The sequence below is a fragment of the Streptomyces sp. NPDC042201 genome (genome assembly GCF_055582185.1).
Genome location: NZ_JBVJDS010000004.1, coordinates 578159 through 598927 on the forward strand (window position 1 = coordinate 578159; position 20769 = coordinate 598927).

Annotated in this window: 17 protein-coding genes and 1 riboswitch; of the genes, 4 read left to right on the forward strand and 13 right to left on the reverse strand. The window is 71.0% G+C overall.

The genetic code is table 11. From position 1 onward, the window contains the following. Positions 1-24: 24 nt before the first annotated feature. From ACZ6MZ_RS12950 to ACZ6MZ_RS12980, 7 genes are all read right to left on the reverse strand, one after another. Positions 25-429: a hypothetical protein gene (locus tag ACZ6MZ_RS12950; RefSeq protein WP_469351617.1), complete on the reverse strand. Its 405-nt coding sequence runs from the start codon at positions 427-429 to the stop codon at positions 25-27. A 79-nt stretch (positions 430-508) separates the two neighbouring features. Beyond that, positions 509-1048: a hypothetical protein gene (locus tag ACZ6MZ_RS12955; protein ID WP_384186850.1), complete on the reverse strand. Its 540-nt coding sequence runs from the start codon at positions 1046-1048 to the stop codon at positions 509-511. A gap of 79 nt (positions 1049-1127) precedes the next feature. Then, positions 1128-2990, reverse strand: a complete 1863-nt coding sequence (locus tag ACZ6MZ_RS12960; protein WP_469351620.1) for an ABC transporter ATP-binding protein — start codon at positions 2988-2990, stop codon at positions 1128-1130. Next, positions 2987-3409: a lasso peptide biosynthesis B2 protein gene (locus ACZ6MZ_RS12965; protein ID WP_384186856.1), complete on the reverse strand. Its 423-nt coding sequence runs from the start codon at positions 3407-3409 to the stop codon at positions 2987-2989. Before ACZ6MZ_RS12965 ends, ACZ6MZ_RS12960 begins: the two co-directional genes overlap by 4 nt. After that, positions 3406-3663, reverse strand: a complete 258-nt coding sequence (locus tag ACZ6MZ_RS12970; protein WP_389786598.1) for a lasso peptide biosynthesis PqqD family chaperone — start codon at positions 3661-3663, stop codon at positions 3406-3408. Before ACZ6MZ_RS12970 ends, ACZ6MZ_RS12965 begins: the two co-directional genes overlap by 4 nt. After that, positions 3660-5501 (reverse strand): asparagine synthase-related protein, encoded by a 1842-nt coding sequence (locus ACZ6MZ_RS12975; protein WP_469351622.1) that lies wholly within the window; start codon positions 5499-5501, stop codon positions 3660-3662. Before ACZ6MZ_RS12975 ends, ACZ6MZ_RS12970 begins: the two co-directional genes overlap by 4 nt. 63 nt (positions 5502-5564) lie before the next feature. Next, positions 5565-5693 carry a lasso RiPP family leader peptide-containing protein gene (locus ACZ6MZ_RS12980; RefSeq protein ID WP_384186863.1) on the reverse strand — a complete coding sequence of 43 codons (129 nt, stop codon included), beginning with the start codon at positions 5691-5693 and terminating at the stop codon, positions 5565-5567. Positions 5694-5911: 218 nt separating this feature from the next. On the opposite strand from ACZ6MZ_RS12980, the gene ACZ6MZ_RS12985 reads away from it, so the two are divergent. Beyond that, entirely contained in the window at positions 5912-8758 is a 2847-nt protein-coding gene (locus tag ACZ6MZ_RS12985; protein WP_469351624.1) for an AfsR/SARP family transcriptional regulator, read from the forward strand. A gap of 11 nt (positions 8759-8769) precedes the next feature. Here the strand turns inward: ACZ6MZ_RS12985 and ACZ6MZ_RS12990 are convergent, their stop codons facing one another. Together ACZ6MZ_RS12990 and ACZ6MZ_RS12995 are read right to left on the reverse strand one after the other, a co-directional pair. Then, positions 8770-9972, reverse strand: a complete 1203-nt coding sequence (locus ACZ6MZ_RS12990) for a cytochrome P450 (RefSeq protein WP_469351626.1) — start codon at positions 9970-9972, stop codon at positions 8770-8772. 91 nt (positions 9973-10063) lie between these two features. Beyond that, positions 10064-10663 (reverse strand): TetR/AcrR family transcriptional regulator, encoded by a 600-nt coding sequence (locus ACZ6MZ_RS12995; protein WP_469351628.1) that lies wholly within the window; start codon positions 10661-10663, stop codon positions 10064-10066. A 315-nt stretch (positions 10664-10978) separates the two neighbouring features. Here ACZ6MZ_RS12995 and ACZ6MZ_RS13000 point away from each other — a divergent pair, with 315 nt between their 5' ends. Together ACZ6MZ_RS13000 and ACZ6MZ_RS13005 are read left to right on the forward strand one after the other, a co-directional pair. Then, positions 10979-13270 carry an exo-beta-d-1,3/1,6-glucosidase gene (locus ACZ6MZ_RS13000; RefSeq protein WP_469351630.1) on the forward strand — a complete coding sequence of 764 codons (2292 nt, stop codon included), beginning with the start codon at positions 10979-10981 and terminating at the stop codon, positions 13268-13270. Positions 13271-13480: 210 nt separating this feature from the next. Further along, on the forward strand, positions 13481-14473 hold the full coding sequence (locus tag ACZ6MZ_RS13005; RefSeq protein WP_469351632.1) for a hypothetical protein: 993 nt from the start codon (positions 13481-13483) through the stop codon (positions 14471-14473). A gap of 24 nt (positions 14474-14497) precedes the next feature. On the opposite strand, the gene ACZ6MZ_RS13010 is transcribed toward ACZ6MZ_RS13005, so the two are convergent. Next, positions 14498-15724: a hypothetical protein gene (locus ACZ6MZ_RS13010; protein ID WP_469351633.1), complete on the reverse strand. Its 1227-nt coding sequence runs from the start codon at positions 15722-15724 to the stop codon at positions 14498-14500. 117 nt (positions 15725-15841) lie between these two features. Then, entirely contained in the window at positions 15842-16840 is a 999-nt protein-coding gene (locus ACZ6MZ_RS13015; protein ID WP_469351635.1) for an aminoglycoside phosphotransferase family protein, read from the reverse strand. Between the two features lie 246 nt (positions 16841-17086). Between ACZ6MZ_RS13015 and ACZ6MZ_RS13020 the strand changes: the two genes are divergently transcribed. Further along, positions 17087-17836 (forward strand): SDR family NAD(P)-dependent oxidoreductase, encoded by a 750-nt coding sequence (locus ACZ6MZ_RS13020; RefSeq protein ID WP_384186885.1) that lies wholly within the window; start codon positions 17087-17089, stop codon positions 17834-17836. 83 nt (positions 17837-17919) lie between these two features. Here ACZ6MZ_RS13020 and ACZ6MZ_RS13025 read toward each other — a convergent pair whose 3' ends face one another. Both ACZ6MZ_RS13025 and ACZ6MZ_RS13030 read right to left on the reverse strand, forming a co-directional pair. After that, positions 17920-18756: a transglycosylase SLT domain-containing protein gene (locus ACZ6MZ_RS13025; protein ID WP_469351637.1), complete on the reverse strand. Its 837-nt coding sequence runs from the start codon at positions 18754-18756 to the stop codon at positions 17920-17922. A gap of 4 nt (positions 18757-18760) precedes the next feature. Continuing rightward, positions 18761-18918: riboswitch (cyclic di-AMP (ydaO/yuaA leader) on the reverse strand. Between the two features lie 367 nt (positions 18919-19285). After that, complete coding sequence (locus tag ACZ6MZ_RS13030; protein WP_469351640.1) at positions 19286-20626, reverse strand: M14 family metallopeptidase; 1341 nt, start codon at positions 20624-20626, stop codon at positions 19286-19288. Positions 20627-20769: the final 143 nt, after the last annotated feature.

A 20769-nucleotide genomic window follows, 5' to 3' on the forward strand; every position in this document is an offset into this window, starting at 1 on the left:
AAGATCTCGGAGAAATAGCCGCCGTTACGGTCGGCGCGTCCTGTCACGGTCGAACCAGGCCCTGCTGTCCTGCCCGGCCGAGAGGACGATCATGAGCGCGCCGGCCGCGACACCGACGCCCCATACGCCGCGGTGCGTCATCACGCCCACCGCGCAGCCGACAGCGATCAGGTAGCCGACGGCCACCGCGCCGGCGCGGGCGCCGTTGCCGCCGTTCGTGAACTTCGCCGCGATGACGACCGCGGCCACGGCCAGCGTCCCCAACAGGAGCGCCGCGAGCAGGAGCAGAACCACGACCGGCAGACCCAGTGCGCCGGTCTCGAAGGTGGCGGCGGCCACCGTGAACCACCCGGCGGCGCCGATGTTCAGCGCGCCCACGACGAAGAGCATGGCGCGGACGGACCTGACCGTGCCCGGCATGTGGCTCATACGGATTCCTCAGCAGGCCCGGCCCTCGCGGGTATCACCGCGAGGGCCGGGATCGTGGACGTTTACCGACCCACCCGGGTCAGGCGCCCTCGAAGTAGACATCCAGGACCGCGTCGAGTTCCGCCGTCCACTCCTTGAGATCGCTCCTGGCCGCCGCGTCGACCTCGGCGTAGAACCACCGGCGGGTCGACACGTGGACCGTGACCGTGAACCGCTTTCCGAACCGGGCGGACTCGACCTCGACCGCGCCGATCTCGTCCCACCGGAACTCGGCTTCCTGATCGTCCAGCCGGAACCGGACGCCTTCCCGGTCCGCGGTGATCGAGGCGCGGCGGTCGCTGACCTCGAAAACGGGGCCGTCCGCTCCCTCCTCCGCCGTGCCGGGAGCTGTTTCCTCCTCGGGGCCGGGGTCGGGCTCCTCCGCGAGGGCACGCTCGGGAGGGGCGTCTCGGGGGACATCACCGTCGGGGCCATCACCGTCGGGCGTCAGCCGCTCGGCCTGCTCCGGGTCCGTCTCCTCCGTCCCGTCAGGACGACGGGGGATGAGGCCGGGGACGTACGCCGGATCTGTCCCAACGGCATGCTCGGGCTGGATATTGGGATCTATGCGCTGCTCCACGACAGGCAGTATGGACGACGAACCTGTACGAGCCCAATGAACGCGTCGCGGGTCCGCGAAGATCGGCCCGACAAGACATCTAGCGCACGGGCGTCGCGGTGAGGAGCTGAGCGGCTGCCAAGCCCGCGTACAGCGGATCCGAGGCGAACAGCTCCTCGTGGGTGCCGATGGCCCGGACCCGTCCGGCGTCCAGGACCACGATGCGGTCGGCGGCGGTCACGGTGGACAGGCGGTGTGCGACGACAAGGACAGTGGTGTCGAGGGCGGTGTCCGCGACAACATCACGCAGCGCGCGTTCGTTCGCGGCGTCGAGCTGTGAGGTCGCCTCGTCGAGGAGGAGGAGCCGCGGCCGGCGCAACAGGGCACGCGCGATGGCCACGCGCTGGCGTTCCCCGCCGGACAGCGTGCTGCCGCGATGCCCCACCGGCGTGTCCAGGCCGTCGGGCAGGCCGTCCACGAGCGCGTCGAGCCGAGTACGTACCAGCACCTCGCGGATGTCGTCCTCCGTGGCGTCACGGGCGGCGAAGACGATGTTCTCGCGCAGGGTGCCGGCCAGCAGAGGGGCGTCCTGCTCGACATAACCGATCGCCGCGCGCAGGTCGCCCAGGGGCCAGTCGCGCACGTCCGTGCCGTCGATCAGGACCCGGCCGCCCGTGGCTTCGTAGAACCGCTCGATCAGCCCGAAGACCGTGGTCTTGCCCGCCCCTGACGGACCGACGAACGCGGTCGTCCCGGCGCCGTCGACACGGAAGGAGATGCCTCGGTGCACCTCGGGCAGGCCGGCGCGGTAGCGGAATCGAACGCCCTGGAACTCCACCGCCGCGGGACGGCCGCGGGGCCGGGTGTCCACGTACTGTGCCGGTTCGGTGGCCAGCCCCTGGACCTGAGCGATCCGGGCCACCGCGCCGGAACCCACCTGGTACTGGGACACGGCCTGCACCAGCCGGGAGACCGGGCTGACCAACTGGAAGAGCAGGAGCAGGAACGCGACCAGCGTCGACACCCCGATGGCCCCGGAGGCCACGCGTGCTCCTCCGACGCCCAGCACGGCGAGAAAGGCGACTTGGACCGCCAGCCCGGCCGCCGACGAGGCCAGGGACTGGAGCTTGGCGACTCTCACCCCGTGCCGCCACGCCGCGCGGGCCGCCACCTCGACGGCCGAGGCCTCACGCTGTTCCGCTCCCGCGGCCTTGATGGTACGGAAGGCTCCGAAGGCCCGCTCCAGCACCGAGGCCATGATTCCCACGGCCCCCTGCACCTGCTGGGTGGCCTGCGCGATGCGCGGCATCACCAGCACCACGGATCCGCCGATCAGCACGACCGCGGCCAGGGAGACACTGAGCAGGACGACGTCCAGCACCCCCATGAGCACGAGGGTGGCGAGCAGCGTGAGACTGCCGATGACGGCGGAGACCAGCGACTGGGTGGTGGCCTGCCGCAGGAGCGTGGTGTCCGCGATGACACGGGACATCAGGTCCCCCGGCTGGGTCCGGTCCATCTCGGGGAGGCGTAGCCGCAGGAGACGGACCACCAGCTGCCGACGCGCGGCGAGCACGACCGATTCCGCCGTGCGCTCCAAGAGGTACTGCCCGAGCGTGGCGACCGCGCCGCCCAGCAGGACCAGAACGGTCAGCAGGATCAGCACCCCGGCGATCGACTCGCCTTTGCTGAGAGCGTCGACCAGTGCTTTCGCCGCCAGCGGCTGGGCCAGGCCCATGGCCGCGCCGGCCAGGCCCAGCAGGCCGCCGACGGCGATCACGGCGCGGTGCGGCCGGATGTGGGCGCGCAGCGCCCGCCAGGTGTCCCGGGCGGGCAACGGGGCGGGGACGCCGCCGTCGGCCTCCCCCGCGTCCGCGGGCGTACGCGGCCACGCAGCCCCGGGCGATTGGCGCCGAGTCCCTGCCCGCGGTGGCCCTCCCGGTCCCCGCTGCCTCGGCTTCATCGCAGGCTCGGCACGGTCATGAGGACGTGGAAGTACCGGACGTCGCGGGCGTTCTCCCCAATGGGCTTGCCGTTCACCGCCAGCCACGCGTGGGCCTGGAACGGCTGTGTCCGTACGCCGGTGCACCAGTCGGGCCACGTACCCCTCATCCGGCACAGGAGCGCGCCGGCTATCGAACGTTGCAGGCATCGCGGCCCGGCGCACGGCACGCTGACCGCCACGACCGCCTGGCGGGCGCGGAGGGTCTCCGCCTCGGTCGCGGGACGGGCCCCACGCCGGACGAATTCCAGCACCTGACGCAGGCGCAGCGGCGCCAGACATGTCAGCAGCCGGGCCGCACCGACCGCGCACCACACGGCCGGACGCGAGCGCCACGGCAGCGCGGCGGACGTCTCGAGCGTCAGCGACCTGCCGGTCATGGGGTGACCACCTTCGCGACGCGCAGTGCGGCGATCACGCGCTCCACGTCGCCGGTCGTGTTCTGCGCCGCGTCGGGGAAACGCTCGCGCAGGGCCGCCACCGCCGACTCGACGGTCCCGCCCTCCAGCAGGCACCGCAGGACCAGCGCGCCCGTGTCGTTCATCTGCCAGTAGCGGCCGGTGCGCTCGTTGAGCAGCACCATCCCGTGGTCGGTCCCCGTGATGGTGACATGAGGGGCCAGGGCGAACGTCATGATGCTCCTCGGGCGGATCGGGGTACGTGGTGGGTTCCGGCGGGCCGGGCGGCGGAGGGCAGCGAGCGGAGCCACCGTTCGTTGGCGAGCGTTCTCTCCAGGGGCGCGAGGGGTCTGACGTCCATGTGCAGACCGCCGACGACGGTCCGGATGCCGTCGACGTCGACGAGGCCGAGCCGCGCGAGGTACGAGTCGTCGAACAGTTCCGTCAGACGTCGCCGGTGCCGGCGCAGACCGATGTACAGCTCCGGACTGGCGTCGGCCTTGCTCCGCCGGTCGAGCAGGTCGTCCGGCACCACACCGCGCAGCGCGGCGGCGAGCACGGGTTTGACCCTTTCCGGTTCCGTACGGTCCTCCAGCCGGATGGACATCGCCGCCTCGATCACCCGGTCGTCCATGAACGGAGCCTGGAACGACACCCCGTACCGCTCGCCGATCCGGGCGGTGCCACGGACGGCACCGCCGTTGATCTGCGTCAGCCGCAGCATCTCGTGATGCACGGGCAGCGGGGCGAGGGGCTCGGGGGACTCGGCGGCGGCCTCGCGGAGGAGACGGCGCACCGCGTCCACGGCATCCGCTGTCGCCCACGGAGGCATCCTCGGCGCTATCTCCCAGTCGACTTCCGCGCCCCAGGCCCGGTCCGCCGTGATGGTGTCGGCGACGGTGCCCAGCCACTGCGGATAGGTCGGGCCGCGCAGCAGATTGCGTGCGGTGGTCAGCCACGTCCAGCGGCGCATCGACTTCAGTTCCCGCACGTTCCTGAACGCGCTCAGCGGCCGGCTGCGCGCGAGCGCGTGCGTGGACATCACACTGGGAAGAAAGAGTTCGTCGGAGCCGATGCCTTGCAGGTGAACCGCCGAACCGTGGCTGGAGACGAGCTGGGCGACATGTTCCAGCATCGGCCGGCAGACCAAGGACGTCGGCGATTCGATGTCCTCTTCGTGCCGCGTCGTCGATTCGGCGAACTTTCCCGGTGTGCTTTCCATCGGGACGATCAGATGCTGGGCCTTCGGCAGCTTCTCCCGGCTGCGGGCGGCCCATATGCGGTCTTCGTTCGCGGGGTCTGACGACTCCAGGTGCACGGTCACCAGCGGGACATCGTTCCGCGCGGCGAGAAAGCACAGGCTCGTCGAGTCCTTGCCGCCGGACAGGTCCGCGCTGACGATGCCGCCCCCCGCCGTACGCGCGTCCACCGCGGTCTCCAGAGCCTGTCGCAGGACGGCACGTCCCGCGGTCAGGGGAACCTCCGCGGCCGGCGGCGTCCAGGAGCGGGAAGTGCGGCTCCTGCCGTCCCTGCCGATCTCCAGACGGTGTCCGAGGGTGAGAGCCCGAACCCCCCGCCATACGCATCGGTCGTTCAGGGGCCAGGGCGGACCGTACGGCGTCAGCAGTTGCAGTGCCAGCAGCTCTTCGTCCACGCCGGCACCCGTCAGCGCGGCCACCGCCTGTGGCCGGTCGGCGGCCACGGTCACGCCGTCGACGGAGCCGTGGAATATCTGACGCGCCGTCGAAAGGCTCCCCCGCGCCCCCACGCGGCCGCCGATCGACACGATCAGATGGAAGCAACCCGGCAGTGATCGTGCCAGCACGTCCATGTCATGGACAGTCCGCACGGCACCGATCTTCCCGGCCAGCCTCTCGGCGGACACCGTCGGAGAGCCGAAGACCGCCACCGCGTTGTCCCCGGCCGAAGCGGCCACCACGTCCCGCTCCGACCAGCTTCCCGCGATCCATGGCCGGCCGGAAGCGTGCGACAGCAGGTGGGTCTTTTCGGAGTCCGGCAGCCGCGCTTCGATCGCGGTTCCCGCCGGCTGATCTGGAAGGATCACAAATACCATGTCACCTCTCCCGCGCCGGGCCGGCGCGGGGGAATCCCCGCGCCGGCCTGTTCTTCCCTGGGCCTAGAACCAGTACTGGTCCCAGAAGGGATTGTCGTAGTAGCCGCCGTTGGCGGTGATACGGGTCAGTTCGGTGAAGTCGCCGACCTCGACGAGCATCGGGGCCTCGTATACCGGCTGCTCTGCGTCCACGGAAAACCATCTCCCTTGAGTTGATTCACGAGTGCGGTCGCCGTTCCCGGAGGAGCGCCGCGGCCACGACTCTGCGCGAGTGGCCATGGACAGACCTTGGACGAACCTTGAATCGCCCGGTCGGAGCCGCCGAGGAGGTCGCGGGGACCGAGGACCGGATCAGCCGAATGCATCCCCGTCCCCACCACCCGCGGGTTAGTTTGAGTTCCACTCGGGGGGTGGACAGGGTGACGGTGGAGTTCCGCCTACTCGGCGCGATGGAGGCCAGTGTCAACGGCCGTCCGGCGGATATGGGCCACACCCGGCAGCGCTGTGTGCTGGCGGCACTGGCCGTGGACGCCAATCGGGCGGTACCGGTCGACCAGCTCATCGACCGCGTGTGGGGGGACCGCGCCGCGCAGCGGGCCAGAGGAACGCTGTACGGCTATCTCTCCCATCTGCGCCGGGCGCTGGCCGCCGCCGAGGACGTACGGATCGTGCGACAGCCCGGTGGCTATGTGCTGGAGACCGACCCGGAGACGGTGGATCTGCACCGATTCCGCGCTCTGGTCGTCCGAGCCCGCGCCGCCGACGACGAGCGGGCGGCGGCGCTGATGGAACAGGCGCTGGGGCTGTGGCGGGGAGAGCCGTTCGCCACCGTCGACAGCCCGTGGTTCCGCGATCTGCGCCAGACCCTGGAGCGGGAGCGGTTCTCGGCCGAGCTGGACAGCAACGACATCGCGTTACGGTGCGGGCGGCACGGCGGGCTGCTGCCCGGCCTCGTCGCCCGTACCGAGGAACACCCGTTGGACGAGCGGCTGGCCGGTCAGCTCATGCTCACCCTGTACCGGGACGGGCGCTCCGCCGACGCCCTGACCCACTACCGGCGGACCCAGCGGATCCTGGCCGGTCAACTCGGTATCGATCCGGGAGCGCCACTGCTCCAGCTCCATCAGCGGATCCTGACCGGCGACCCGGCGCTGGACGTCCCGAAGTCCGCCCCGCCCACCGCCCCGCCCACCGCGCCGCCCGTCCTGGTGCCCCGTCAGCTTCCCGCCTGTCCACGGTGGTTCACCGGCCGGGATCAGCAACTCGCCGAGCTCACGAAAGCCGTGGACCTGCCCGGTGAGCTGGGCGGGACGATGATGATTTCCGCGATAGGCGGCAGCGGCGGGGTCGGCAAGACCTGGCTGGCCGTGCACTGGGCCCACGAGAACCTCGACCGTTTCCCCGACGGGCAGCTCTATGTCGATCTGCGCGGTTTCGATCCTTCCGGCGAGCCCGTCGCGCCCGCCGTGGCGGTACGCGGCTTTCTCGATGCCCTGGGAGTGGAATCCGCTGCCATGCCGGTGGATCCGCAGGCTCAGACCGGGCTCTACCGGAGTCTGGTCGCGGACAGACGGATGCTGATCGTGCTGGACAACGCGGCGGACGCCGAGCACGCGGCCGCGCTGCTGCCGGGCAGCGCCACCTGCGCGGTGCTGGTCACCAGCCGCCGACGGCTGACGGGGCTGGCGACCGCCCACGGGGCCCACCTCATGACGCTCGACGGGCTGGCCGGCCCCGAGGCCCGCGAGCTGTTGGGCCGTCATGTGGGCGAGAACCGCGCGAGCGCCGAGCCCGGCGCCGTCACCGCCTTACTGGACCACTGTGCGGGGCTGCCCCTGGCGATCAGCATCGTGGGAGCCCGTGCGGCCGCTCACCCGCATTTCCCCCTGGCCGTACTGGCCGAGGAGCTGCAGGACCAGTCGGCACGGCTGGACGCCCTGGACGCGGGCGATCTGGCGGCCAACGTACGCGCGGTCTTCGCTGTGTCGTACCGCGCTCTCGCCCCCGGGACGGCGGAGGTGTTCCGGCTGCTGGGGCTGGCCCCAGGACCCGAGATCGGACTGGCGGCGGCCGGCAGTCTCGTCGCGCGCGCGGCCGCCGCCACCCGCGCGGTACTGCGGGAGCTGGAGACCGTACATCTGGTGCAGCAACCGGTACCCGGCCGCTATCAACTGCACGATCTGGTCCGCCTGTACGCCGCCGAGCGCGCCGGAGACGACCAGCCGGCGGAGTCCCGCCGTCAGGCTCTGCGGCGTCTGACGGATTTCTACCTGCACACGGCGTACGCCGGTGACCGGATACTGGGCCCGTTCGATCACCACTCCCTGGAGCTCGGCCGGCCGGCCGAGGGCTCGACGGCCCAGCCGCTGCCCGACCAGACGGCGGTCATGGCCTGGTTCCGCACGGAGCACGCCGGTCTGCTCGCCGCGCAGCGGCTCGCCGTCGAGCAGGGGTGGGACGTCCCGGTGTGGCAACTCGCCAGGGTGCTGGACGGCTTCATGTGGCGGCAGGGCCGGCTGCACGACCACATGGCGCTGTGGCGGACGGGCCTCGCCGCGGCCGAGCGGCTCGGTGAGGTGTCCGTACGGGCCTGGGCGCACCGGCGGCTGGCCCATGCCTGCGCCAGAGCCGGGGACCACGACGACGCGCTGGAACACGCGCGCCTGGCCCTCCACTCGGCCGAGGAGGCCGGCGACACCGCCGAGCAGGCGCGCGTCCATGACGTCGTCGCCTGGGCCTGGGCCCGCCGGGGCGACGACCGGCAGGCTCTGGCGCACGTCCGGCACGCGCTGCGGCTGCACCGCACGGGCGACGACCGGCTGATGGAGGCGAGCGCCCTCAACGGGGTGGGGTGGTACGAGGCCCGTCTCGGTGACTACGAACAGGCTCTGGCCCACTGTGAGGAAGGGCTCGCCATCCACCGCCGGCACGGCTTTCGTGACGGCGAGGCGTGCACCCTCGACAGCCTCGGCTACATCGCCCTCGCCGCCGGCCGCCACGCCGAGGCACTCGCTCACTACCAACGCGCCCGGGACCTGTTCCACGACCTCGGCAACACCTACGAGGAGGCCAACACCCTGGCCAACCTGGGTGATGTCCACCTCGGCCTCGGCCGGCCCGACCTGGCCCGCAGGAGCTGGCAGCGGGCCACGGACCTCTACCGGGCGCAGCACCGCGAGAAGGACGCCGAACGGCTCCGGGCCAAGCTGGACGCGAGGGCGGCGGCGGACGGGGCCGTACCACCCGGCGACGGCTGAGGCGCTCCCCCTCAGACCGTGACGGGCAGCCCCTCCAGTCCCCTGATCACGAAGTTCGGCTTGCGGCGAGGCTCGGCCGCCGGGCGCAGCCCCGGGGCGAGGTCCAGCAACGCGGTCATGGACGCGGCCAGTTCGATCCGGGCCAGCGGGGCGCCGATGCAGTAGTGGATGCCCGCGCTGAAGGAGATGTGCGGGTTGTCGCGGCGGGAGAGATCCAGGGTGGCAGGGGCGGTGAAGGCCGCCGGGTCGTGGTTGGCGGAGCCGAAGAGCAGCGCGACCTCGGCGCCGCGCGGGAGAGTGGTGCCGCCGATCTCGATCGCGTCGAGCACCCACCGTTCGAAGAGCTGGAGGGGCGTGTCGTAGCGCATCAACTCCTCGACGGCGGTGGGCAGCAGGGCCCGGTCCGCGCGCAGAGCGGCGAGCTGCCCGGGGTGCCGGAACAGCGCGTGCCAGCCGTTGACGGTGGCGTTGACCGTCGCCTCGTGCCCGGCGTTCAGCAGCAGCGCGCAGGTGGCGACCATCTCGGCCTCGGTCAGCTTCTCGCCGTCGTCGTGGGCGGCGATGAGGCCCGAGACCAGGTCCTCACCCGGCTTCTCCCGCCGTACCGCGATGAGTTCGCGCAGATACGCGGAGAATTCCAGGGAGGCGGTGACCGCGCGGCGGGCCGTCTCCTCGGACGGGTTCAGCTCGTACATTCCGCAGATCGCCGCCGACCACGGCCGCAGCAGTGGCCGGTCCGTCTCGGGGACGCCCAGCATCTCGGCGATCACGGCGACCGGCAGCGGCTCGGCGACGGCCGTCAGCAGATCGCCCCCGCCCTGCTCCACGAGCCGCCGTACCAGCTCGGCCGCGAGCCGCCGCACGTACGGTTCGAGCCGTTCGACCGTACGCGGGGTGAACGCTTTCGACACCAGGCGCCGGATACGGGGGTGGTCCGGCGGCTCCAGCTCCAGCATCCCCTGGTCGTTCAGCTCGTGGAAGGGTTCGTGGCCGGGCGGCGGCGCGGTCTTCCCGAACTCCTCGTGGGTGAAGCGGTGCCCGTAGGACCGGCCGAGCCGCCGGTCCCGCAGCAGCGCCGCGACATCGGCGTGGTGCGGGACGAGCCACTGGTCACTCGGCTCGTAGTAGTGCACCCGGCCGCCGGCCCGCAGCTCGGCGTAGGCGGGGTAGGGATCGGCGAGGAAGGCGGGCGAGCGTGGGTCGAACTCGGGCATTCAAGGACGGTATCCGGCCGGGCGGGCGAGGGCCAGAGAGACCGGTGCGACGAAGCGGGCGGACGATCGGCCGCGACGGCTCCCTCCGTGCTCAGTACGCCACGGTGAGCTGTGCCTCGATGTGCGCGCGCATCACGCCTGCCATGTCCGTCGTGCAGCCGCTGAGGAGCCACTGCACCTGAAGTCCGTCCATCAGGGCGATCAGCTGCTGCGCCGCCGCGTCGGGCGTGATGCCGGCTCGGAGCGCGCCCTCGTCGTGCGCCTGTGCGTAGGCGAGTGCCGTACTCGCGACCGAGGTCCGGTAGCGCCGCACGAAGTACGCGTGGGCGGGGTGATCGGCCGAGGTCGCTTCGGCGGCGAGCACCGAGAACAGCTCGACGATCCCTCGGCGGGTGGCGTTCAGCGCGGCCAGATCGACCAGCCGGCGCAGCTGGTCGACGCCGGTGGGGCCGCCGAGCGCGAGCCACTCGCCGTCCACCGCGTCACGGTGTTCGAGCACCGCCAGCAGGAGCGATTCCTTGGTCGGGAAGTGGTGCAGCAGCCCGGGGTGCGAGATGCCGCAGCGGGTCGCGATCACCCGGAGGGACGCGCCCCGGTAGCCGACCTCGCCGAACATGGCCATGGCGTGGTCGAGGATCTCCACTCGCTTCGCACGGCCCTTCGCGTAGCCACGCCGCGCTTCGGCGGTCACTCGTCACACTCCCCGGTCTCTTCGGACGGCCCCACTGACCAGATTCGCACAGACCAAAATACTTACCACATGGTCGGTATTGAGCGTACGGTGAACCGGAGCGGCCGAAGCGCGCCGTCCCACCCGACGCGTCGGAAGTGATCACCGGGCTCTGCGGCGAGCGCCTCCGGAACAGGTCCCGGCGTTCCCCCGCCGTGAGCAGCTCCGTGGACCGGTCCCGCAGGCCCGTTGCCCGGCCGGCTGCCCGCCCGTCCCCGCCCCCCATTCAGGTATCCGCCCGACGAGAACGTCACCGACGTTGTGAAAGGACCTCTTGTGGACCCCTTCCCGCCCTATCTCGACCCCGCGCTGCCCGTCGCCGAGCGGGTCGCCGACCTCCTCAGCCGTATGACGCTGCCCGAGAAGGTCGGCCAGATGCTCCAGTTGAACGCCAAGGACGGGGTGCGGCACCTCATCGAGGACCTGTACGCGGGATCGATCCTCCACGCCTCTCCCGAACGCGTCCTCGAAGCGGCCCGGCTCACCGAGCAGACCCGCCTGCGCATCCCGCTGCTCGTCGCGGAGGACTGCATCCACGGGCACTCCTTCTGGGAGGGCGCCACGATCTACCCCACCCAGCTCGGCATGGCCGCGACGTGGGATCCGGAGCTGGTGGAGCGCATCGCCAGGGCGACGGCTGTCGAGGTCGCGGCGACCGGCGTCCACTGGACCTTCTCCCCCGTGCTGTGCATCACCCGGGACCTGCGCTGGGGCCGGGTGAGCGAGACGTTCGGCGAGGACCCCTTCCTCATCGGCGACCTCGCCTCGGCGATGGTGCGCGGCTACCAGGGCGAGGGACTGAGCGACCCGACGGCGATCCTGGCGTGCGCCAAGCACTTCGCGGGCTACTCCGAGACGCAGGGCGGCCGGGACGCGAGCGAGGCCGACATCTCCCGGCGCAAACTGCGCTCGTGGTTCCTGCCTCCGTTCGAACGCGTCGCCCGCGAGGGCTGCCGTACGTTCATGCTCGGCTACCAGTCCATGGACGGCGTACCGATCACGGTGAACAACTGGCTGCTGAACGACGTGCTGCGCGGCGAGTGGGGCTACACCGGCACCCTGGTGACCGACTGGGACAACGTCGGCCGCATGGTGTGGGAGCAGCAGGTGTACGCGGACTACACGCAGGCCGCCGCCGCGGCGGTCCGCGCGGGCAACGACATGGTGATGACGACGCCGAAGTTCTTCGCCGGAGCACAGGAGGCGGTCGCGCAGGGCACGCTCGACGAAGCGGAGATCGACGCGGCGGTCAGCCGCGTCCTGACGCTCAAGTTCGAGCTGGGCCTCTTCGAGAACCCGCGCCGCCCGGACCCCGGCCGGCAGGCCGAGGTCATCGGCAGCGCGGAGCACGCCGCGCTGAACCTCGAAGCCGCCCGCCGGTCGCTGGTCCTGCTCAGCAACGACGGCACCCTGCCCCTGACCGGCTCGGCCGCGGCCGACCCCCGGGGGCGCGCCGTCGCAGGTCCCAGTTCCGCGCCACGCACGGTGGCCGTCGTCGGGCCCAACGCCGACGACCCGCAGACCCAGCTCGGCGACTGGGCCGGTTCCTCCGGCCAGGCCGACTGGCTGCCGGACGGCCATCCGCGCGCGATGATCAAGACCGTACTCGACGGATTCCGTGACCACGCCCCCGACGGCTGGACCGTCTCGCACGCCAGAGGCGCCGACATCCTCACTGTCGGCCCCGACCCCGAGGGCGCCTTCTTCCCCGACGGGCAGCCCCGGCCCGAGATCGTCGTCCCCGCGGCCCCCCGCACGGACCTCATCGACGAGGCCGTCGCCGCGGCGCGGGCCGCCGACTACGTCGTCGCGGTCGTGGGTGACCGGATCGAGCTCGTGGGCGAGGGGCGGTCGACCGCGACCCTGGAGCTCGTGGGCGGCCAGATCGCACTGCTCGACGCGCTCGCCGCGACCGGCAAGCCGCTCGTCGTCGTGGTCATCAGCTCCAAACCACTGGTGCTCCCGCCCTCCGCGCTCGGCGCGGCGGCGATCGTGCACGCCTTCAACCCGGGCATGCTCGGCGGCCGGGCCGTGGCCGAGCTCGTTCTCGGCCTCGTCGAACCCTCGGGGCGCCTGCCGGTCTCCTTCGCACGCCACAGCGGCCAGCAGCCCACGTACTACAACCAGGTGCGCGGCCAGCACGGCACTCGTTACGCCGACCTCACCCAGAGTCCGGCGTTCGTGTTCGGCGAGGGCCTGAGCTACACGACCGTCTCCTACACGGACCTGGAGGTGCTCACGCCCGCCCTCGGGGCGAGCGACACGCTGCGCGCACGCGTCACGGTCCGCAACACCGGCGGCCGGCCCGCGCTGGAGACCGTGCAGGTGTACGTCAGCGACACGATCACCTCGGTGACCTGGGCCGACAAGGAGCTGAAGGCGTATCAGCAGGTGGCAATCGCCCCGGGCGAGTCGTGCGAGGTCCTCATCGACCTGCCGGCCGCGGCGTGCACGCTCGTGGACGCCGAGGGCAACCGCATCATCGAACCGGGCGCCTTCGAGCTGCTCGTCGGCCCGTCGTCGCGCGATGACAGCCTCCTGCGGGCCGGCTTCACCGTAAAAGCCTGAGGCGCGCGTCCGCGAGGCGCCTGGCAGCGGACCAGGCGCCGCGCGGCGCGGGCCGCGAGCAGCCCCGCCCCAGACCGGCATGCGTCGGGCGGTGCGTCGGGGGTGCGGTGCCGGCGAGTAGGGTGCGGCGGTACGTACGGCCGTGCAGGGGCGGGCGTGTGGTCGGTGCGACGGGGGCGGGAACGGATGCGGCGCTGGGTCAAGGTGTCGGTGGCGGTTGCGGTGGTCCTGGCCGGGGGCGGATATGTGGCCGAGCCCCATGTGCGCGAGTGGATGGTGATCCGCAACGCCTGTGGCGGGACGCTGCCCCGGGACGCCGTGGAGCAGCTCGTACCGGAGGACTCCCGTCTGGAGTCCGAGGAGTCGAGGCGGACCGAGGGGCTCGACTCCTACTCGTGCGGTTTCGCCTTCGAGGGGGGCGACCAGTTCGTCGCCATGTCGGCGTACACCCGTCGGGACGACCAGGACCGGGAGTTCATGAGGATCTTCCCCGAGGGGGGGTTCTCCGCGCAGGCACCGCTGCCCGAGGACCTGCCCGGGTTCACCGACGACTACGGCACCACCTGGCTCCGGCTGCCCTGCCCGGATCTCGGCAAGGACGACAACGGCAGACCGCGCACGCTGCTGGTGCGGGCCACCCTGGGACGGGACATCCGCACCGAAGTCCCGGGAGCCGCGTACCGCACCACCGTGGCCCTCGCCAACTCGGCTTCGGAAGCGCTCGGTTGTGGCGCGGAGCCCCTCAAGGCCCCGAAGCGGGACGTGCCCCTCATCGATGCCTCGGAGGATCCGGAAACGGTGCCGCTGGCCGAGGCGAAGGGCACGGCGTGCGAGTGGGTGACCCGGGCCGGACTGCCGGAGCGCGGGAACTGGCGGATCGCGGTGCACGCGAACAACGCGGCACCCAGCGGTATGTGCGACCTCTACGCGCAGTACGAGGATACGTCGGACAACGACACGAGGCTGGCCTTCGCCTCCTGGTACGGCGACTGGAGCAACCGCCTCGCGGCCGACGACAACAACGGCGAGCGGTGGCCCATGACCGCGACCGCGCGCTGCGACGGCGAGGCCGCCAACTACGCGCTCAGCGCGTCCGACGACATTCCCGGGGTCGGCGAGGCCGCGGAGCGGCGGATGCTCAAGGAGTTCGCGGCGGACGAGGTGCGGCGCCGCGGTTGCTCCGATCTGACGTTCCGTTTCTGACCCGGCCGGATCCGTACGGCGGGGTCAGATCCTCAGCCACAGTGCGCGGACATAGAAGTCGTCCATCAACTGCCGCATGGCGACGGCGCGTTGCGGCGGTACGTTCCGCTGCTCCGCCCAGCGGTCCAGCACGGTGAACAGCTGGTACCGGCCGTCCATCAGGTCGCCCCGCACGGGCCCGACGACGGGCCGGTCCGCGATGTCACCCATCGGGGGACGGGTGTTCAGCTGCCGGTCCGCTGGACGAAAGGTGCCCCGGGTCCGCTCGCGTACGGACCTGTCGAAGGCGGCGAGCTCCGAGATCGTTCCGTCCCTGGTATAGGCGGCGCGGTATTTCATCAGGTTACCGACGCGGTCTGCCACGTCCTGGAGATCGTTGTCGGGCCAGGTCGTCGCGGTCGAGGAGGGTTCGCGGCGCGAGGGGCGGAAGCCGGGGTCGCCGCCCTCATCGGTCAGCCGCTCCAGATAGTGCGCGAGATTCGCCCGCTCGGCGTCGTAGAGAATCGCGAACGCCTCCGGATCCCTGGCGAGTTCGGCGATCAGGTATTCGATGTCCGCGTCGGCGTCCGCGGCCCGGTCGACGTACGCGAACGTGGTGTGTGCCTCCCCGGGCGCGAGGAAGCGGCCGAGCCTCACCCAGCCGTTCTCGTCCGGCCGGGCCTGCTCGGAGGGGGCCACGGGGCCGGGCTCGGACTTCATGCTGAAACCGTTGTCACGCGCCGCGTCCAGCGTGTATTCGGCCAGCATCCGTGCCACGCCGGGCGCCAGCCCGGTGGGGAGTTCGGTGTCATGCAGCGCTGCGGCCACCGCGTAGGCGCTGCGCGCCTGCGCCTCGGTGTGCGGCTCACCCTTGCCCGCGGAGCGGGTGGCTCCGTCCACGATGCGCCCCAGAACCCGGGCGCCGTCACCGCACACCTTCTCGTGCACCAGCAGCTTCTTCACGGATCCGAGGCGGGCGAGATCGTCCCCGGGGTCGAGGGCCTTGGTGGCCGCCGCGGGGTCGTCGGCGAGGGCCCGGACCGAGGCGGGCAGCTGCCGGCACGGGTCGTTGCCCTGGTCGTCGGCGCCGCCGGACAGGGGGACCGCGATACCGGCGGCCAGCACCACCACGGCCACCGCGGAGGCGAGCAGCCAATGCTTTCTCAGCAGCCCGAACCGGCCGCCCGGCTCGGTGGAACCGTCCGCGGGCCCGACGCCGAGCCCCTCGGCACGCCCGTCGCCACTGTCACCGTTGCTTCCCCCACCACGCATCCGGGCAGACTAGCGACCACCACCACTCCCGGCCCCGCCGGGGCCACACCCACGTAGGGCGACGTCGGACCCATGCGTCGTGTGACGCTCCGTCAGGACGCGTTCCTGCGTTGCCTTCTAGAGCGGTGGCTCGGTGAAGAGTTCCCGCAGCCACCGGGCGCTCTCCGCGCCGCCCACGCTGTCGGATGCCCCGGGGAAGAGCCGCCCCCAGGAGCAGGCCCGGCCGATCGCTCCGAGCCTCCAGGCCAGACCCACCGCGCGTCGCAGTTCCGCCGTCGTACGGCCGCCTCCGGTCCACGGCTCCAGGTAGGCGTCCCGCAGCCGGGGCAGCACCTCGGGCCCGTACCGCTCGCGGGCGGCCCGGGCGGGGACCAGCAAGCTGCAGAAAGGATGGGCGACGGCCGCGTCGCCCCAGTCGAAGAAGGTGAAACGGCCCGGCTCCGGGGCGAAGAGCTGGGCGTCGTGCAGATCGGAATGGTCGAGCGAGTCCGCGACGCCCGCGCCCGCGAGCTCCTCACACCAGTCCACGAGCCGGGGCCGCAGCTCACGCAACGCCTTGAGGTCGTCGACCTCCAGCGCGGTGTTCTCCTCGACGATCCGGTCGAAGGTCCGAGGAAGCGCGGCCGCGCGCGCGTCGGGGACGCCGAGCATGTCGATCTCCTCGGTGTACGGAAGCAGTGCGTGTTGCATTCCGGCGTACTGGCGCAGCGGCTCTTCCCAGGCACGCGGGTCGGCGGGGCCACGGTCGAGTACGTCCCTGAAGAGCGTGCCCCCGTCCGGAAGCAGCGCCCAGCCACGGTCGGCGTCGACGGCGAGCGGCGTCAATACGTGCTCCGGAACCCAGCGAGCCAGGGCCTCGGCCAGACCCGCTTCGAATCCGCTGGCGGGTGGGTTGGCCTTGAACCACACGGCGTCGTGTCCTTCGACGGACATCCGCACCAGGACGGACCACGGCCGCAGCCGGACCTTCCGCTGCCCTGTTTCCCGCAGCCCGTGGGCGGCGAGCTCGCGCTCCGCCCAGCCGAGAGCCGCGCCCCGCCATGCCTCTTGCTCCCACGGTGTGACCGCTTCCCGGTATCGCCCCCGGTCCACGACCTCCGGCACATCACGTCGCATCGCGCCATCACATCACCGGGCCGGCCGAGTCTCCATCCGGTTTTCTCCCGGTCCGGACGACAGCTCGATGACTTATCTGTCCATTTTGGGATTAATGGTCGGCTTTCATTGGTTATCGCACTTACGAGGTGTGCGGCAGAGCGCGGCGCCCATGTGATCGTCTGCGGACGCGACGCCGAACGCGGTGGCTCGACGGCCGGCACCCGATACGAGAAGCACACCCGATCCGAGAAGGAATTGTCAGCCATGACCACTCCCGTCGTTCTCATCACCGGAGCCCTGACCGGCATCGGCCGCGCGACAGCCACCACGTTCGCGGCGGCCGGAGCGCATATCGTCGTCTCCGGACGGCACGAGGAAGCTGGCCTCGCCCTCGCCGAAGAACTGCGCAAGCTGGGCGGCGAGGCGGAGTTCATACGCGCCGACGTGCGCCATGACGACGACCTGAAGACACTCGTCGACGGAACCATCGAGCGCTTCGGCCGCCTCGACATCGCCGTCAACAACGCCGGGACCGAAGGCGAGTTCAGCGCGATCACCGACCTGACCCCGGAGACGTACGCCGCGACCTTCGACACGAACGTACTCGGCACGCTGCTGAGCATGAAGCACGAGCTGCTGGCCATGCGGGCGCAGGGATCCGGCGCCATCGTCAACGTCAGCTCCGTCTTCGGCGAAAGGGGCTACCCCAACGGCGCGCTCTACGTCGCCAGCAAGCACGCGGTCATCGGCCTGACCCGGTCCGCCGCGCTGGAAGCCGCCGCCTTCGGCGTGCGCGTCAACGCCGTCGGCCCCGGCCCCGTACAGACCGAGATGCTCGACCGGTTCATCGGCCGCAGCGACGAGACGAAGAGTTCGTTCGTCGCCACTGTCCCCCTCGGCCGGGCGGGCGATCCGGACGAGATCGCCGAGGCCATCGCCTTCCTCAGCTCCGACCACGCCGGCTTCATGACCGGCCAGACCGTCTTCCTCGACGGCGGCTTGACCGCCGCCTGAGGATCGGACCGGCACCGGCGACCTACCGGCACGGCACATTCCCCTACCCGGGGCCGAGTAGGGGAATGTGCTGTGCCGGTAGGTCAGTAAGGACCGTTCACATTGTCGATCGAGCCGTACCGGTCGGCGGCGTAGTTGCACGCGGCGGTGATGTTGGCGACCGGGTCGTAACTGTCCATCGACGTACCGGGCACGTGATAGGCCTGGAACGTCGGGTCGATCACCTGCAGCAGCCCCTTGGACGGTGTTCCGGCCGCGGCGTTGGAGTCCCAGTTGTTGATGGCCAGCGGGTTGCCCGAAGACTCACGCATGATGTTCCTGTAGATGCCGTCGTAGCTGCCGGGAATGCCTTGCGCGGCCATGACGTCCAGCGACTCCTTTATCCAGCCGTCCAGATCGTTGGTGTACGCCGGTGCGACTGCCTCGGTCGCGACTTCTGCCGGCGCGACTTCCGCCGTCGCGACTGCCGGGACGGTGGCACTACTCGCACCGACCGGCGCGCTCGCGGCGACCGCCGGTGTGGCCGCCTGATCGGCGGCGGACGTGGTCGCCGTCCGCGACTCCGCCTTCCCACCGAGCGTCAGCTTGAGGCCGGGACGAATCAGCGACGGGTTGTCGCCGATGGTCCGCCGGTTGTCCTGATACAGCTTCTGCCAGCCGCCGCTCACGGAATGGGCGCGGGCGATCTTGGACAGGGAGTCACCCGCGACCACGACGTAGGTCACGGAGGTGTCCTTCTGAGCGGCGACAGCAGTCGCCGGGTCCGCTTCCGCGGTGACACGGTGGGCCGACGGCGCGGCGCCGGCGGTTGTCGCCGCCACCAACGGGAGGGCGAGTGCCGCCCCACCCGTGCCCGCGGCGACGAGGCGTCGAGCGAGCGGGCTGGTTCTGGGACGACGGTGCTTTGCATGTGCGGGCATGACGCATTCCTCTCCGTCGCCTGCGAGGTGAGCTGTCGGGTTCGGGCTGGAGCTGCCCGGCCGCGGTGGAATGCGGCTTCACCCCAAGCCGGTCCGGATTTCGGATCGGCGACTTACCTGGTTCCCCCGCTCCTGCCGTACGTGAGTGGACGCGGTTTCCGGATGGCGGCAGGATTCGGCAGTCCATCCGGATTGACGCGAACGTAAGCGAGACCGCCCGGGCGAAACAAGTCCCGAATTCGCAACGCAATCCCCTTTTCGAATCCAGCCGGGAAAGATCCGGCTATTCATCCGATGCCGGGGAACTCAACTTTCCTTCCCTGACAGGGAAATGGAGAAGGAAGCGGGAACCACGGCGCACCACAGAGGTGACACACATCACGGCCGCAACAGAGCCACCACGCAGAACACCGACAAATCGCCCTTATAGGCCGCTCTTGACGAGGAGAAACCATCCCAAACCGCCCGGCCGCCGCAGAAAGCCGCGGCACGGCGGGCGAGGCCGTGCCGCGGCGGTCCACGCGCGGGATCACGCGCAGTACTGCTGCTCCTTGCCGATCGACCGGTACATGCAGTCGGCGTTCTCGATCAGCTGGAGCACCGCGTCGCGGTTCCGGCTGGTCTCACGCTCGATCACCTCGTCGGGCGGATAGAAGCCGCCGCCACCGGAGCTCGGGTACATCTCGAAGGTGTAGCTGAAGACCTTCTGGTTGCCCCACAGCCAGTCGTCGATCGAGCCGTCGGTGATGTACAGGTCACTGGACTGCTCGGGCGTGTACCCGTTGCTCGCGGCCATCTTCCTGCCGACGGCGGCGAAGGCGTCACGGTCGTCCTGGGTCAGGCCGGGCGCGGTGTCGGCGTTGGTCCAGCCGAACGGCCAGAGGACCAGCTCGCTGTACGTATGGAAGTCGATGGCCGCCTTGATCTGCTGCTTGCCGCCGACGACCCGCGAGCGGACGAAGTCGGCGACGACCTTCACCTCGGGGGCGGACTCGGCGGCCCGGCCGCGGTAGGTCTCGGAGCTCGCGGAGCCGGAGGAGCCGCCGCAGCAGCCCCATTTGAAGTTCCAGTTACGGTTGAGGTCGGTACCGACGTACGAGGAGCCGGAGTTGGGCTGACGGTTCTTGCGCCAGCTGCGGTACGCGCCGGAGGCGATGTCGTACTCTCCGCCGTCCGGGTTGAGGTCCGGCACGATCCATATCTCACGGTTGTTGACGGCGTTCGTGATACGCGAGTCGGAGCCGTATCCCGCGCCCATCTCACGCAGCAGATACAGCGCCATCTCCACCGTGAGATGTTCGCGCGCATGCTGGTGGTGGGTGAAAAGGACCTCGGGCTCGCTCTCGTCCGTCGCGACGTTGTCGCTCACCTTGACGGCGATGATGTCCCGGCCCTCATAGGTCTTGCCGATGACACGCTTGGACATGAGATTCGGATACTGCTGAATGCGCTGGTCGATCTCCGCGTTCATCTCCGCGTAGGTGTGATAGCGGGAGTCGGCGGGCGGAAAGTCCATGGGGGCGACGGCCAGTCCGTCGGTCCGTGCGGGCGGCGCGGGCAGCACGGTGAGCCGGTAGCCGAGGGCGCGAAGGCGCGTGGACTGCTCGGCGTTGGCGCTGACGACGACCGAGTGATCGTCGGCCTCGTCGATCGATACGCCGGTCGCGACGAGGGCGGTGCGATCGGCGGCGGTGGCCGGGCCGTGGATCTCGTACTGCCGGATCACCTCCTCGGCAGTGGCGGCCGACGCGAGGGCGGTCGCGGCGGGCGCGCTCGGGGAGGTCGCGGCGGCGGCGAGCGGCGCCGCGACCGCGAGAGCCAGTAACGCCGTGAGGGTGGCGGACCTTCTGCGGTGGATGCGTAGTCGCATGGTCTCTCCTGTAGCGGGGGGAGTCCGGAGAGGCGTCCCCATGCGACGCATCGTGAGACCCTGGCATGCACCCGTCAAGAAGCGCTGTTCGGCCATCGCCGGGGCCCCGCCGCCCCGGGCCGGTTCCGCCGCCGCGCGGCAAC

Excerpts from the sequence above, each read along its gene's own strand:
- ACZ6MZ_RS12950 (WP_469351617.1), bottom strand. The coding sequence starts at position 429 with ATGAGCCACATGCCGGGCACGGTCAGGTCCGTCCGCGCCATGCTCTTC.
- ACZ6MZ_RS12960 (WP_469351620.1), bottom strand. The coding sequence starts at position 2,990 with ATGAAGCCGAGGCAGCGGGGACCGGGAGGGCCACCGCGGGCAGGGACT.
- ACZ6MZ_RS12965 (WP_384186856.1), bottom strand. The coding sequence starts at position 3,409 with ATGACCGGCAGGTCGCTGACGCTCGAGACGTCCGCCGCGCTGCCGTGG.
- ACZ6MZ_RS12970 (WP_389786598.1), bottom strand. The coding sequence starts at position 3,663 with ATGACGTTCGCCCTGGCCCCTCATGTCACCATCACGGGGACCGACCAC.
- ACZ6MZ_RS12975 (WP_469351622.1), bottom strand. The coding sequence starts at position 5,501 with ATGGTATTTGTGATCCTTCCAGATCAGCCGGCGGGAACCGCGATCGAA.
- ACZ6MZ_RS12990 (WP_469351626.1), bottom strand. The coding sequence starts at position 9,972 with ATGCCCGAGTTCGACCCACGCTCGCCCGCCTTCCTCGCCGATCCCTAC.
- ACZ6MZ_RS13010 (WP_469351633.1), bottom strand. The coding sequence starts at position 15,724 with ATGCGTGGTGGGGGAAGCAACGGTGACAGTGGCGACGGGCGTGCCGAG.
- ACZ6MZ_RS13015 (WP_469351635.1), bottom strand. The coding sequence starts at position 16,840 with ATGCGACGTGATGTGCCGGAGGTCGTGGACCGGGGGCGATACCGGGAA.
- ACZ6MZ_RS13020 (WP_384186885.1), top strand. The coding sequence starts at position 17,087 with ATGACCACTCCCGTCGTTCTCATCACCGGAGCCCTGACCGGCATCGGC.
- ACZ6MZ_RS13025 (WP_469351637.1), bottom strand. The coding sequence starts at position 18,756 with ATGCCCGCACATGCAAAGCACCGTCGTCCCAGAACCAGCCCGCTCGCT.
- ACZ6MZ_RS13030 (WP_469351640.1), bottom strand. The coding sequence starts at position 20,626 with ATGCGACTACGCATCCACCGCAGAAGGTCCGCCACCCTCACGGCGTTA.